This window comes from Streptomyces sp. NPDC001508, from assembly GCF_040298665.1.
GTDB lineage: Bacteria > Actinomycetota > Actinomycetes > Streptomycetales > Streptomycetaceae > Streptomyces.
The window spans coordinates 1-14,512 of sequence record NZ_JBEPAP010000111.1 but is presented as its reverse complement, the minus strand read 5'-3'; the positions used below and the strand labels follow the sequence as shown (position 1 = coordinate 14,512).

The 14,512-nt window shown below is 73.0% G+C and carries 9 protein-coding genes; 2 read left to right on the top strand and 7 right to left on the bottom strand.

Features of this window, described 5'->3' with window-relative positions; translation table 11 throughout:
* Positions 1-165: 165 nt before the first annotated feature.
* Positions 166-1,686: a DHA2 family efflux MFS transporter permease subunit gene (locus tag ABT245_RS44715; RefSeq protein WP_351746597.1), complete on the bottom strand. Its 1,521-nt coding sequence runs from the start codon at positions 1,684-1,686 to the stop codon at positions 166-168.
* Between the two features lie 281 nt (positions 1,687-1,967).
* Here ABT245_RS44715 and ABT245_RS44710 point away from each other — a divergent pair, with 281 nt between their 5' ends.
* Positions 1,968-3,080 carry an LLM class flavin-dependent oxidoreductase gene (locus ABT245_RS44710; RefSeq protein WP_351746595.1) on the top strand — a complete coding sequence of 371 codons (1,113 nt, stop codon included), beginning with the start codon at positions 1,968-1,970 and terminating at the stop codon, positions 3,078-3,080.
* Between the two features lie 59 nt (positions 3,081-3,139).
* On the opposite strand, the gene ABT245_RS44705 is transcribed toward ABT245_RS44710, so the two are convergent.
* From ABT245_RS44705 to ABT245_RS44690, 4 genes are all read right to left on the bottom strand, one after another.
* Positions 3,140-4,693 (bottom strand): long-chain-fatty-acid--CoA ligase, encoded by a 1,554-nt coding sequence (locus tag ABT245_RS44705; protein WP_351746592.1) that lies wholly within the window; start codon positions 4,691-4,693, stop codon positions 3,140-3,142.
* Positions 4,694-4,948: 255 nt separating this feature from the next.
* Positions 4,949-6,175, bottom strand: a complete 1,227-nt coding sequence (gene hemA, locus ABT245_RS44700) for a 5-aminolevulinate synthase (RefSeq protein ID WP_351746590.1) — start codon at positions 6,173-6,175, stop codon at positions 4,949-4,951.
* A 16-nt stretch (positions 6,176-6,191) separates the two neighbouring features.
* Positions 6,192-7,763, bottom strand: a complete 1,572-nt coding sequence (locus ABT245_RS44695) for a class I adenylate-forming enzyme family protein (RefSeq protein ID WP_351746587.1) — start codon at positions 7,761-7,763, stop codon at positions 6,192-6,194.
* Between the two features lie 320 nt (positions 7,764-8,083).
* Positions 8,084-9,301 carry an FAD-dependent oxidoreductase gene (locus tag ABT245_RS44690; RefSeq protein WP_351746584.1) on the bottom strand — a complete coding sequence of 406 codons (1,218 nt, stop codon included), beginning with the start codon at positions 9,299-9,301 and terminating at the stop codon, positions 8,084-8,086.
* Between the two features lie 188 nt (positions 9,302-9,489).
* Here ABT245_RS44690 and ABT245_RS44685 point away from each other — a divergent pair, with 188 nt between their 5' ends.
* A complete protein-coding gene (locus ABT245_RS44685; protein WP_351746581.1) occupies positions 9,490-10,074 on the top strand; it encodes a TetR/AcrR family transcriptional regulator in 585 nt (194 codons plus the stop codon).
* 44 nt (positions 10,075-10,118) lie between these two features.
* Here ABT245_RS44685 and ABT245_RS44680 read toward each other — a convergent pair whose 3' ends face one another.
* On the bottom strand, positions 10,119-10,742 hold the full coding sequence (locus tag ABT245_RS44680; protein WP_351746578.1) for a response regulator transcription factor: 624 nt from the start codon (positions 10,740-10,742) through the stop codon (positions 10,119-10,121).
* A 247-nt stretch (positions 10,743-10,989) separates the two neighbouring features.
* Positions 10,990-13,803, bottom strand: coding sequence for an ATP-binding protein (locus ABT245_RS44675; RefSeq protein ID WP_351746575.1), 2,814 nt, complete (start codon positions 13,801-13,803; stop codon positions 10,990-10,992).
* Positions 13,804-14,512: the final 709 nt, after the last annotated feature.

Here is a 14,512-nt window from a genome sequence, read left to right as displayed (position 1 = left end):
GGGGGGGGGGGGGGGGGGGGTGGGGGGGGGGGGGGGGGGGGGGGGGGGGGGGGGGGGGGGGGGGGGGGGGGGGGGGGGGGGGGGGGGGGGGGGGGGGGGGGGGGGGCGGGCCGGGGGGGGGGGGGGGCCCCCCCCGGGGCGGTTGGTTCGGAGGGGCTGTCGGTTTCAGTCGGACAGTGCGGGGGCCGCGCCGGCCGGCGCGGGGGCGCCGCCGGGCGCGGCGGCCGGGCGGCGGCCGGGCAGGAACAGCGCGGGCACGAGCGAGAGCGCGGTGAAGGCCAGAGCCCACCAGAAGGGCGCCCTGAAGGCCGTCGCAAGACCGTGGGCGACGGCGCTGCCCGGGACCACCGCCGTCAGGCCCGGTACCCCCTCGGGCAGATGGCGCAGCGCCTCCTTCTGCAGGACCACGGTGAGCACCGCCGTGCCCAGCGAGGCGCCGACGCGCTGGAAGACATGGAAGGCGCTCGTGGCGCGGGGCACGACCTCCTTGGCCACGCTGCCGAAGGCGGCGGTCATGGTGGGCATCATCGACGCGCCCAGTCCCATGCCGCGCACGACGAGTGCCGCGTTGAGCAGGAACTGGTTCGGGTCGGCGTCGATGAACGCGTACGGCAGGGTGCCCACGGCCACCAGGACCACGCCCACCAGGGTGACGGCCCGTACGCCCACGAGCGTCGTCAGCCGCTGGAGGAGCGCGACGGCGATCAGATAGCCGATGCTCTGGGGCAGCAGCATCAGGGCGGAGGTGAGCACGCTGGTGCCCCGGACCACCTGGAAGTACAGCGGCAGCGGAATGAGCACTCCGTACATGGCGACGGCCATGAGCAGACTCGTCAGATTGCCGGCGGTGAAGTCCCGTACCTTGAAGAGCCCCAGGTCGAGCAGGGCCTCGGTGCGCCGGCGCAGGGCGTGCAGGGTGAACGCCACGGTCAGTGCGACGCCGACGACGAGGCCGGTGACGGCCCGTACGCCGGTGAAGCCGCCGGCCGAGCCGGCCTCCGACAGACCGTAGACCAGCCCGGCGAGACCGGGAACCAGCAGCACCAGGCCCACGGCGTCCAGCGCGGTGTCCTTGGACGGGGCGATGACATTGCGCACCCGCCACAGGATCGCGGCGATGGTCACCACGCCGAACGGCACGTTGATGAAGAAGATCCAGCGCCAGCTGGCGTGGTCGACCAGGACACCGCCGAGCGAGGGCCCGACGAGCGGCGCGAACAGTGCGGGCACGGTGACGATCGACATCAGCCGGGTGAGGCGGCTCGGCCCCGCCGCCTGGGCCAGCAGGGCCTGACCCACTGGCAGGGCGAGACCGCCCCCGACGCCCTGGAGGATCCGGAAGACGATCAGGCTGGACGCGGACCAGGCGAGCCCCGAGAGCAGTGAACCCAGCAGGAACACGGCCTGCGAGAACAGCAGCGTCTCCCGGGCCCCGAAACGGGCCATCGTCCAGGCGCCGAGCGGGAGGGTCGCCGTGATGGCGAGCAGATATCCCGTCACCACCCATTGCACGGTGGCGATATCGGCGTCGAACGCCGTGGACAGGGGCCCGACCGCCACATTGATGATGGTGGCGTCGAGCAGCCCGGCGAAGCTGCCGAAGGCCATGATGGCGCTCAGCCACCACAAATCGCGGTCGATGCGTTCGGAGCCGTCCGCCGGGGATGCCGCCTGATGGGTCGTCACGTCGGTCTTTCCTCTCTTTTCCCACAGCCAACGCCTCAGGCTTGCACAACACTTGTAGGTTTAGCAACACGTGTTGGGAAGAGTGGGCGTGGCGAGCGTGCCTACCCGGTCGGGCACCTCGATCGACACGGGCGCACGCCGCGCAAGGGCCAGTCCGTTCGAGGGGTAACGGCCCGCGCCGGCACCGCCAGACTTGACCGGCACCGCTGTCGGCCGACCCCGGACGACCTCGGCCGACCTCGTGCGGCCTCGTACCGGTGACTTCGTGACTGAGGAGCCCCATGGAACGGATAGGTTTCGGAGCCTTCCTTTCGCCGCTGCACCCACTGGGTGAGAACCCGGCCCTGAGCCTGTGGCGCGATCTGGAACTGGCCGAGTGGCTGGACCGGCTCGGCTACGAGGAGCTGTGGGTGGGTGAACACCACTCGGCCGGCTGGGGGACCATCGGCTCCCCCGAGCTGTTCATCGCCACCGCCGCCGAACGGACCCGGCACATCCGCCTCGGCACCGGGGTGGTGAGCCTGCCCTACCACCACCCCTACATGGTCGCCTCGCGTGCGCTCCAGCTGGACCACCTCACCCGCGGCCGGTTCACCCTGGGCGTCGGAGCGGGCTCGATCCTCACGGACATGCACCTCCTCGGCATCGACCCCGCACAGACCCGGCGCCGTACCGCGGAAGCGCTGGAGGTGATCCGCGAACTGGTGGCCGGCGAGGGGCCGGTGACCCGCGAGACCGACTGGTTCCAGCTGCGCGACGCGCGACTGCACCTGCGGCCCTGCACCCCCGCGGGCCTTCCCATGGCGGTCTCCAGCGCGGTGTCCCCGTTCGGCATGCGGCTGGCGGGCCAGTACGGCATCACCCCGCTGTCGTTCGGTGTACCGCCCAAGCCCGGCAGCCGGATCGGCGATCTCGTCGGCCAGTGGCAGCACGCCGAGGAGTCGGCCGCCGAACACGGCCACAAGCTGGACCGGGCCGACTGGCGGGTGGCCCTGACCGTGCATGTGTCGGACAGCCGGGCCCAGGCGCTCGACGAGATCGTCGACGGATGGATGCGCTACCGCAACGAGTACTGGTCGCTGCTCGGCGCCCCGCCGGTGCACTCACGCGCCGAGGCCCGCACGGTGCTGGAGGAACTGATCGACCGGCGCAGCACCATCGCCGGTTCCGTCGACGAGTGCGTGGAGGCCATCCGGGACGTCCAGCAGGAGACCGGCGGCTTCGGCCGGCTCCTGGTCAACGTGCAGGACTGGGCCGAACGCGAGCCCACCAGGCGCAGCCTGGAACTGCTGGCCCGCTTCGTGGCCCCCCGCTTCGACGGCTCCCTCAGGGGCGTCACCGACTCCTACGAGTGGACGGCGGGACTCGCCCGCGCCTTCGCCGCCGCCGAGTGACACAGAAGCGGGCGCTGTCCGGCACACCTCCCGGTGCCGGACAGCGCCCGCTTCCCGCGTCAGCCCGCAAGCCGGGCCACGAGTTCCCGTTTCAGCACCTTGCCGCTCGGACCCAGCGGGAAGGAGTCGACGAACTCCACCCGCCGCGGGTACTTGTACGCGCCGAGCCGCTGCCGGCTCCAGTCCACGATCCGCGCCCCGAGGTCGGCGGCGCCGGCCGGATCACGGGCGGCGCCCGGCGCGGCGCGCACCACCGCGCACACCTCCTCGCCGTGCGTGGGGTGCGGCACGCCGACCACGGCGACCTCGGCGACGGCCGGATGCCGGGACAGCACCTCCTCCACCTCCCGCGGATACACGTTGTAGCCGCCGCGGACCACCATGTCCTTCTTGCGGTCCACGAGCGACAGACAGCCGTCCTCATCGAGGACGCCGAGATCCCCGGTGCGCAGCCAGCCGTCCACGACCACCTCCGCGGTCGCCTCGGGGCGGCCCAGATATCCGGCCATCACATTGTGCCCGCGCACCACGATCTCGCCGACCTCACCGGCCGGCAGGCACACGATCCGGCCCTCGGTGTCGGCCGCGGCGATGGCCACGTCCACCCCCCATACCGGCCAGCCGACCGTGCCCGGCCGGCGCGGCAGACCGGGCTGGTTGTAGGCGACCACGGGCGATGTCTCGGTGAGGCCGTACCCCTCGTACACGGGGCAGCCGAACACCTCCTGGACCTCTTCGAGGATCCGCACCGGCAGTGCCGAGCCCCCGGAGTACGCGCGGTCCAGGCGCGGCCGGCCGGGCCCGGACCGGTGTTCGGCCGCGTCCAGCAGGGCGATGTACATCGTGGGTACGCACATGAGGACCATGCCGGGGCGACGGGCCATCAGCTCCACGGCCACGGCGGCGTCGAAGGACGGCATGAGCACCATGGTGGCCCCGGCCCGGAAACACACGCCCATGCCGCAGATCTGACCGAAGGTGTGGAACAGCGGCAGCGGGCACAGCAGGACGTCGTCGGGGCCGAAACCGAACGGGGCCAGCAGGGTGACGCCGATGTTCATGGTGAGGTTCAGATGGGTCAGCATCGCCCCCTTGGGCCGGCCGGTGGTGCCGGAGGTGTACAGAACGACGGCCGTGTCCGCCGGCTCGCGGGGCACGTAGTGGTCCACCGGCACGGCCTGTTCGGCGAGCACGTCGAGCCGCGCGGCTTCCGGCTCCTCATCGGCCGACACCGACAGTACGGCGACACCCGCGGCCTCGGCCGCCCTGCCGCCCTCGCCGAGGAAGGACCCGGAGCACACCAGCAGCCGGGCCCCGCTGTCCCGCAGCACATACTCGATCTCGCCCGCCTTGAGCAGCGCGTGCACCGGCACCACCACCGCGCCCGCCGCGAGCGCCCCGAAGTAGGCCATCGGGAAGTGCGGCGTGTTCGCCAGCAGCAGCGCCACCCGGTCACCGGGGCGGATCCCATGGCCGGCCAGTACCGCCGCGTACTGCCGGGCCCGGTGCCACAGGTGCGCGTAGGAGATCTCCCGGCCCTCGAAGACGAGCGCCGGATGGTGGGGGCGCCGTGCGGCCGGTTCGCTGAGCACGGCAGCCATCGACAGAGGCATCGGCCATCAACTCCGTTCGGCCGCGAGGGCCTGGCACCAGGGCCGGGCCGTACCGGCCCGGTCGGACGGAAACACAGAAACACCGGAAACACAGAAACACCGGAAACACCGGACAAACGGAGAACACGGGAAAGACGGAAACACGGGAAGACGGAGAGGGGCGGCACGGGGCCGTGGGCCGGGGGAGTCCCACGACCCCGTGCCGGTGGCCCGGCCGGGCCACCGCCCTCCCGCCGGGCCGGTCGTCGCCCCCGGTCAGGCGCCGCGGACACCGCCACGCGCGATGCCCAGTTCCTGCCAGATGACATCGAGCGCCTCGGCGAACTTCTCGACGTCGCCGAGCGTGTGGGTGGCGGACGGCGCGACCCGCAGGATCTCCTCCCCGGCCCGCACGCTGGGCGCGTTGATGGGCTGCACATAGATGCCGTGCCGCTCCAGCAGCAGCGCCGAGGCCGCCCGGCACAGCGCGTCGTCGCCGACGAAGACGGACACGATGTGCGAGTCGGACGACACGAACGGGATCCGCCGCTCGCCCAGCATCCGGTGCAGCAGACCGGCGTTGGCGGCCAGCCTGGTGCGCTCGGCCTCGGAGGACCGCAGATGCTGGACCGCGGCGAGCGCGCTGGCCGCGGTGGCCGGCGGCAGCGACGTGGTGAAGATGAACGGGCGCGACAGGGTACGGACCGCGTCCACCAGGTCGGCGGGCCCCGCGATGTAGCCGCCCGCGGTGCCGAAGCCCTTGGCGAGCGTGCCCATGACCACGGTGAACCGGTCCGCGATGCCCTCCCGGGCGGCTATGCCCGCGCCCTGCGGACCGTACATGCCCACCGCGTGCACCTCGTCGACGAAGGTGGTGGCCTGGTACTCCTCGGCCACATCGGCGATCTCGGCCAGCGGTGCGACGTCCCCCGACATCGAGTACACCGACTCCAGGACGACCAGCTTGGGCCGGTCGGGCTCGGCGGCGGCCAGCAGCTCGCGCAGATGGTCCACGTCGTTGTGCCGGAAGATGCGCCTGTCGGCGCCGCTGTGCCGCAGGCCGTCGATGATGGAGGCGTGGTTCAGCTGGTCGGAGAACACGACGGTGCCGGGGGCCCGGCCGGCCAGCACGGTCAGCGCGCCGTCGTTCGCCGTGTACCCGGAGGAGAACACCAGGGCCGACTCCTTGGCGTGCAGCTCCGCCAACTCCTGCTCCAGCAGCACATGGTAGAAGTTGGTCCCGCCGATGTTGCGCGAGCCGCCGGAGCCCGCTCCGAACGCGTCGACGGCGCCCTTGGCCGCCTCCAGTACGGAGGGGTGCTGGCCCATGCCGAGGTAGTCGTTGCTGCACCAGACGCTGATCTCCACGTCGGTGGGCGCGTCCTGCAGCCGTGCCAGGGCGCTGGGGAACCGGCCGGCCCGGCGGCCGATCTCCAGGAAGTCCCGTCGCTGTGCGCCCAGGCGGCCCATCTCGGCCGAGAAGTACTCCAAGTGCGTGTTCATGGCGTCAACTCACCTCTCATACGGGGGTGTTCGATGGAGTCGCCGAGTGCCAGGCGCGACGCAGCCGGACCAGGTCCGGTTTGCCGCCGGAGTTGAGGGGCAACTCGTCGAGGATCAGGACCTCTTCGGGTACCTGGGCGCCGGTCAGACCGGCGGCGATGTGCGCCCGGACGTCCTCGGCGCCGATCCGTGCGCCCGGCCGCGGTACGACGGCGGCGTGCAGATGCTCGATGAGATCCGCGTCCCGCACGCCGTAGACGGCGGCCTGCGCGACACCGGGAAGCGTCAGGATCCGCTGCTCGACGACCGCCGGATGGACCAGGACCCCGTCGGCCTTGACCACGTCGGCGATCCGGCCGAGCAGATGCAGACAGCCCCGCTCGTCGATGCGGCCGAGGTCGCCCGTGCGGTACCAGCCGCGGTACAGGGTGCGTACGCTCAGCGCGGGGTCGGCCCAGTAGCCGTCCATCAGATGCGGGGAGCGCACACACACCTCACCGGTCGCGCCGGCCGCCATCGGCCGGTCCGCACCGGGAGCGCAGATCCGGATCTCGTTCTCCGGGAAGGGCCGGCCCACGGTCGACAGCAGACTCGGATCCTGGTGGTCGCCCGGGTGCAGGAACGTGATCCGGCCGCTCTCGCTCGTCCCGTAACCCTGCACCAGTACGGGCCCGAAGCGCTCCGCCGCCTCCGCCATCCGCGCCGGAGCCGCCGCGGACCCGGTGTAGATGAGCTGGCGCAGCGACGACAGGTCGGGCCGCGCGCTCGGCTCGTGGTCGAGCAACCGGTACAGGTGCGCCGTGGCCATGAAGGTGTGCGTGATCCGGTGTTCGGCCAGCGCCCCCAGCACCGCCGCGGGCTCGAAGTCCTCGTGCAGCACGAGCGAGCCCCCGGCCGCCAGGACGGCGTCGGCCATGGTCGCCACGGTGTGGCTGAGCGGCGTGGCCACCAGCAGCCGCGGCTCGGCCTCCTGGTCGAACGACTGCCCGGTCACGGAGACGAGGTTGTCCCAGGCGGCGGCCGACAGCCGGATGCCCTTGGGCCTGCCGGTGCTGCCGCTGGTGAAACCGATCACGGCGAGGGCGCGCGGATCCCACCCGGCGGCCGTGACGGTGGCCGCGCCGGGGGTGGTGCGCGGTGCGGCCGCGCCCGCCAGCCCGACCCGGCCCCGCGCCGACTCGGCGAGCACCCGCGCGCGTTCCGCGTGCTCCGCGTCGGCGAACAGCACGCCGACGCGGGTGTCGAGCAGCATGCGCAGCTGCGCCTCCACGGGCAGCATCCCCGTGGTCGTACCCGGGTTGGTGGACCGGATGTGGCAGACGGCCGCGCCGAGCAGGTGTGCCGCGTAGCGGACCCTGAGCATGTCCGGGCTGTTGGACGAGGTCAGGACGCCCACCACCCGGCCGGGGCCGGCCCCCGCCGCCTGTAGCACGCGGGCCGTTTCGCCGACCGAGGCGGCGAACTCACCGGCGCCCCAGGTGTGTCGGCGCCAGCGTACGGCGGCCCGGTCCGGTTGCGCGGCCAGCGCCGACAGCACGCGGGCGGCGTACCCGCCGTGCGGTGTCCACCAGCCGTCCGATAGATCCATGTCGACCTCGATTCGTGCGTGACGCGAAGGCGGCGGCGGTGGACCGCCGCCGCCTCCTGTGGCGGTGTCCCCAGCCTTCCGGCACGGGCTTGCTCCGGTAAGGCGCGGATGGCCCGGCCGATCGAGCGGCTGCCCGGGCCGCGCCGTGGGAGGTGCCCGATCGGCGGCGGGCCGACCGGGCCCGCCGGTGCGCCGTGGACAGCGAACGGTCCGGCCCGCGGACGGCGGACCGGACCTGGACAGCACGGTGACAGCGGTGCGCGGACAGCGGGAGGCGCGGCCGGCGCGGGGGTGCGGCCGGCCAGGCGCGCAAGGGTGCGTCAGACGGTGCCGGCCGCGAGCTGGGCGGCCAGCTCGGGCTGCAACGTGGTCATGACGTCGATGAAGTCCTGGTGTGCGCCCCGCTCCGGCGGCTCGGCGCTGTAGGAGCGCAGGGCGGGCGTGTTCCACTGGAGATCCTGCAGCCGCTCCACATAGGGGCGGCGGATGCGTTCGTAGGCGTCGACGCGGGAACCGTCGCCGCCGGTGACCGCCTCGTGCACCGCACGGGCCAGCGACACCGCGCTGTGCAGGGACTGGTTGAGGCCCTGACCGCCGAGCGTGTGCAGTCCGTGCGCGGCCTCCCCGAGCAGCAGCACCCGTCCCGCGCGCCAGGACGCGGCGCGCCACATCGAGAAGTCGATACGGAACGCGGGCGACGTCCGCTCGGCTGCCCCGGTCAGCCAGTCGGCGAGTTCCGGATCCACGGCCTTGACCTGCTCGACGAGCGCCTGTGCGCCGCCCTGCGCCAGCGCCTGCTCCTGCTGCCGGTCCGGGCACCACACGACGGCCATGGACGAGCCGGGCGTGGGCACGGTGAACAGCGCCTGCGGCGCAGGATGCCGCACCAGCAGGACGGGTTCGCGGTCCGGAACGACGGGAGCGGCGATCAGCCAGCCCGGCCTCCCGAACAACGAGTCCCGCACGGGGATGCCGACCAGCTCGCGCAGCGCGGAGCGCCGTCCGTCCGCGGCCACCGCGTAGCGGGCCCTGACCCGGTCGGGCCCCTGCGCGGACGCGGGTGCTTCAGCGGCGGCGAAGGTGAGCAGCACGCCGTCACCGTCCTGGTCGACGGCCGTCACGGTGCGGCCGGTCCGTACGGCCGCCGCGGGCTCGGCCCGCAGTGCGCGGAGCAGGGCCTGGACGAGGGTTCCCGTGGGCACCGTCAGCCCGTAGGGGCGGGCGATGCCCGGCTGGTCGGCGTACCGCCAGCGGGAGAGCAGTCCGGCCGGCCCGTAGTCGTCGGCGCCCAGCACCCGTTGGCCCCCGGCAAGAAGCTCCTCCTCCACTCCTTCGGCGGCCAGCAGGCCGAGGGTCGGCGGAGCGAGCAGCGGTGAGATGCCCGCTCCGGCGGGCTCGAACTGCGCGTCGGGGCTGACGACGATCACCGTACGGCCGGACCGCGCGCACCGCAGCGCCGCGAACAGCGCGGTGGCGCCGCCGCCCACGACACACACGTCCACCTCGGCGTCGACCGGTTTCTGTTCGCTCGTGGTCATCGGGGTCCTCCGTCCGAAAGCCGGCAGTCGTCGGCCATCCTCACGGCCCCGGCCCAGCGGCCCAAGGCCCGTCCGGACGGCCCGTCCGACGACGCCCGCATGCCCGGACGGAGGGGCCGTTCGGCCACCGTCCGGCCGGGCCGTACCGCTCAGCGACGTCTGTCGCGGACCCGGGATACCCTGGATGAATGTCCGACACGACGACAGGCCCCGGGACGAAGCGAGTCGACCCGCGCGTGGCGCGGACCCGGTCGCTGCTCCGGTCGGCCGCGCTGGAACTCGCGGCCGAGCGCGAGCTGTCCGGCATCACCATCGCGCACGTCGCCGAACGCGCGACGGTGAACCGCGCGACGGTCTACCAGCACTACGACGACCGCGACGCGTTGCTGCTCGACGCCATGGAGGACGAACTGACCGGGCTGACCGGCCTGCTGGCCCGCTGCCCGCTGGTGGACCGCCCGGACACCATGCCGGAGACCTTCCTCGACGTCTTCCGGCATGTCGAGTCCCGGCTCGTGCTGTACCGACGCATGCTCGGCCCCTGCGGGTCGGCTCGTTTCCTCAACAGGTTGCAGCAACTGGTCGCCGAGCAGGTCGCGCGACAACTGCCGGCGCCCGGCGCGGGGGATGCCGGCACCGCCGCGGACCTGCGGGCGCACTGCGCCGCGGGAGCCTTCATCGGCATCCTGCGGCACTGGCTGCTGGCACCGGACCTGCTGGCCTCCGACGTCGTGGCGCCCTGGGCCTGGCAGGCCCTGACGGCCTCGCGCTGAACGGCGGGCCCGCCGCCGGAGACGACCGCGGGCCCGCCGCCGGCTCAGGTCAACAGGCCCTGCTGAAGGGCGACGGAGACGGCCTGCGCCCGGTTGGAGCAGTTGAACTTCGCCAACAGGTTCGCCACATGACGTTTCACCCCGTGCTCCGAGATCCCGAACCGATGGGCGATCATCCTGTTGCTCAGACCCTCCGCGATGAGCGCGAGAACGGCGTGCTCCCTGGGCGTGAGCTGGATACGCGGGACACGGTGCCCGTTCCTGCTACGGCCCGCATGCGTGATGAACAGCCTGGCCAGGGCGTCCGGAATGGGCAGCCTGCCCCGCTCCAGCCGGCGCAGCGCCTCCGCCATGGACTCCGTGGTCAGATCCTCCTCCATCAGATAGCCGTCGAAGGGTATGGAAGCGATCCACGGAATGTGCTCCGGCTCGACGCTGTCCAGCAGCAGCAGGGACTTGACCCCGAACTGGGCGGTCTCCCGGACCACTTCGGTGAGCTGCGCATCGCCATAGGCGGCGGACGCGATCAGTAGACCGAACACCTCCCGGCGCAGCCGGCCGATGGCCTCTTCGGGATCGGCGCAGGCCGTCACCGGGTGCCGGTGGCCGAGGCTGTCCAGGAGGCTGGTGACACCCCGACGGGTGACCTCGTTCGGCAGGACCGCCATGACGGGTGTGTCGGTGACCGACCGATCGGCGGGTTTATGGGCTTGCGACTGGCTGTACGACATGAGTTCCCCCTTGCCTGTACTGCGAGATCTCGGCATGGGCGACGCTGCCCCCCGGATTTCTCAGCAGACACTTGTGTCGCGGTGTCGTCATACGGGTCCGACGTCCCTCGGGCCCCTCGAACAGGATCTCAGCGAGGTCACCGCGGACGTAGGGGGAATCATCCACGGCCCGTCCACTGGGCGCTCATTGACCATCCGGTACGAGTGCCGCACGCCAGGCGCCGGCCCGATGCCGGACCTGCTCCTTCGCGGGCTGCAACAGCGACTGGAGGACGACCTGCCGCACCCATTCGCTGCGGAAGGCGTACTCGACCGAACCCGGCACCGCGCTGCGGTCCGCCCGTACCAGGATGTGACGCCGCTCCAGGTAGGTCAGCCAGCGTTCGGTGTCCGCCGGATGCCTGCGGCCGACGGCCGCGACGGCGCCCGACCACAGCGTGGTGCCGATGACGGACGCGTCCTGGAGCACCGCCTTGGCCCCGCCGGGCAGGGCGTCGATCTGTTCGGCGACGACGGCCCGGACCCGTTCCGGCACCGCAGGGTGCCCGGCGTCCGGCCGGCCGTCCGCGCGGCCTCGCCCGTTCGCCGGGGCCGCGAGCGAGGACGCGTACTCGGTGATGAACAGCGGGTTGCCACCGGTCAGTCGGGCCAGGTCGCCGGGAGTGATCCCGGGCCGGGTGCCGTGCTCCTCGTCCCCCTCGTGTACCTCGTGTACCTCGTGTACCTCGTGTTCCTCGCACAGCGCCTGGAGCAGCCGGGCTCCGGCGGCCTCGCCGAGGGGTTCCAGGCTCAGGGTGCTCGCCGGCCGATAGCGTCCCCGGCCCCAGTCGAGGTCACGGCCGAGCAGTTCGGGCCGTGCCGTCGTCACCACCAGCAGCGGTACCCGCGCCAACGACTCGGCGAGGCTGTCGACGAAGTCCAGCAGAGTGTCGTCGGCATGGTGCAGATCGTCCAGGACCAGGACCACGGGCCGTTCGGCCGCGGCCTCCTCCAGGATCTTCCGGCAGGCCGCCAGCGCCTCCTGGGCCCGTAGGTCGTGCGTCTGCGGCCGACCGGCAAGGACACGCAGATGCCCGAGGGTCCGCGAGCGGACCTGCGTGTACGGACCGGTCCAGCGGTGCAGGGCCGCCGCGAGTTTGCCGTCGGCGGCCTCCGGAGGGTCGGTCGGCAGCAGCCCCGCGCAGCGCGCGACCAGTTCACCGAAGGCGGTCAGGCTGCGCGCCTGGCCGAAGGCGGGGATACGGACGCTGAGCAGATGCGCGTCCGGGTACTGGGCGCGTACGACCCTGCCGATCTCGTCGGCGAACCGGGACTTGCCCAGGCCCGGCTCGCCGAGCACCGTGAACTGGTGCGGTCTGCCGGTGCCGATCGCCTGGTTGAGGAGCGCGGTGAGGACGTCGAGCCCCGAATCCCGTTCGACCAGCGGGGTGTTCGTGTCGGGGACGGTCATCGGCCGCTGCGCCGTCTCCGCGGCCCACGGCGCGTCGTCCACGCCGTCCGTGGCGTGTCCGGTGAGGAGCGCGATCGCCCTTCGGGTGGCGTCGCACACTCTGACCCGGCCGGGTTCGGCGGACTCCAACTGGCGCAGGCAGCGGTCGAGCAGGGCCCCCACGACCAGGGGTGTGATGCCGGAGCCCGACTCGGCGAACCGCACCAGCGCGTCCCCGGTCGACACCGCCACCCACACCTGCCGGGGCAGGAAAGCCGTGCCGCCCGGGGGGCGCAGCCGCAGCAGCCGGTCCAGCACGGCCTGCCCGGCCTGCGCGGCCCGCAGCCCGTCGTCCACGCGGGTACGGATCAGCCCGAACAGCATCAGCAGGGTGGAGCCGATCCGGCCGGCCACCGTGCCGCCGTAGCGCTCGGCTTCCTCCGTGACGATGTTCGAGACCCGGCGGAACTCGCACTCGAAGGCTTCCGCGTCGTCGTCCTCGGCGCCGGGGGAGTGCGCGTCGACCCGCACCAGCACCGCGCTCAGACGCTTGCGTTCCCCGGCGCCGTACTGCGGCGCACAGGGGTCCGCGACGGGGTGCGGACCGTCCGTGACGGGCGTCGCACCGGGCGCGAGGGGCGCCGCCGGGTCGGGGTGGGCCTCGTGCTCCCGCGCCGGCGTCGGCAGGTCGGTGACGAGCGCCGTGGCCGGTGCCGGAGTGCGGGGCAGGCCGGCGGCGGGCGGCGTGGGCAGGCCGAGAGCGGGGTCGTGACGCAGGATCGCGCGACTGAGGTCGTACAGTGCCTGGGCGGGCTCGCCGCCGAACCGGTCGGCGACCAGGGCCTGTTGGCGGCGAAACGTGGCAAGTGCCTCGGTCTGCTTGCCGCTTCGGTACAGGGCGAGCATCAACTGCCCGCACAGCCGCTCGTTGAGGGGATTCTGCTCGGCAAGCAGCCGTAACTCTCCCAGGATCTGGTAGTGCCGGCCGCAACGGAGTTCCGCCTCGATGCGGTCCTCGACCAGATACTGCCGCTCGTCCGTCACCGCCGCGAATGCCGGAGAGGAGACGCCGAGGTCGACCACATCCGCGAGCACCGGGCCGTTCCACTGCCCCAGTGCCTCGCGCAGCGACTCGGCCGCCGACTGGGCGGATCCGGCCGCCATCTCCCCGCGCCCCTGCTCGGCGAGCCGTCGGGACCGGTGCAGATCGATGAGGTCCGGATCGACGCGCAGCAGGTACCCGGGCGCGTGGGTCAGCAACACGGCCTCGGTGCCGAGTCCGGCGTCGTGAGCGAGTACGGTACGCAGCGCGGAGACGGCGTTCTGCACCATCTTCCGCGCGGTGGCCGGCTTTTTGCCGGGCCACAGCGCACGCATCAACTCGCTGGTGGCGACGACGTCGTTGGCGTTCAGGAGGAGAAGGCCGAGCACGGCCCGCTGCTTGGTGCCGAGCACGGGGACGGTCCGTCCGTCGTCGGTGTACACGGTCAGCGGCCCGAGTATTCGGAACCGGATCGGCCGCCCGCTGTGGGCCGGCCCTTCCCCGGGGGCCGGCATCTGGCTTTGCATGCGTACTCCTCGTGGCTGGCGCGTGCGACGCGGGACCCTCCCGGCCCAGGGGCGCGGGACCACCAGGAGGATGGCAAGGGTCCCGTCGCCGGACCTGACAGGGCCAGACGCGCGGTCCTGGGAGAGCCGTCCTGGGCAGCCGTCCCGGGCAAGAGACCGCGTCACACTGGCGTGGGGTGTCGGGAAGCAGAAGGCGCGGCGATCCCGGAGCGGGAACCGCGAGAACGACAGCTCAGCGGGCTCCGGGACACGAGGCCCCGGAGGAACGCGCGGCCCGAGGCGCGGGTGTCGTGGTCCGGGCGCCGACGAGCCCGGGCGGTGACCGGGTCACCGGGCAGATGCCCGTGTCCGCCGGGCTCCCGGTACCGGCGCGGCGCGGCGACCCGGCCCCGGGTGCCGGGGCAACGGCCGCCCGGCACGGGGCCTCGGCGGCCGGGAACACGAAATCGGCGGCCTTCGTCGCGTACGGAACGTGCGGTGCGGGCGCGGGCGGAGCGCACCCGACGTCACCCTGGGGCGGGTCCTGCGGCGGGGGACAAGGACGGTCCGGCACCCGGAGGACAGCCGGTGGTCTCGCGCCCGCCCCGGTGCACGGCAGCCGCACCGCGCGTACGTCGGCCCGGGGACGGGGGCGGAGACACGGACGAAGACACGGACGGGGACGACAGGGGGCGCGGCCGGCCGCGTCGGCGTGCGGGCCGGCCACGGG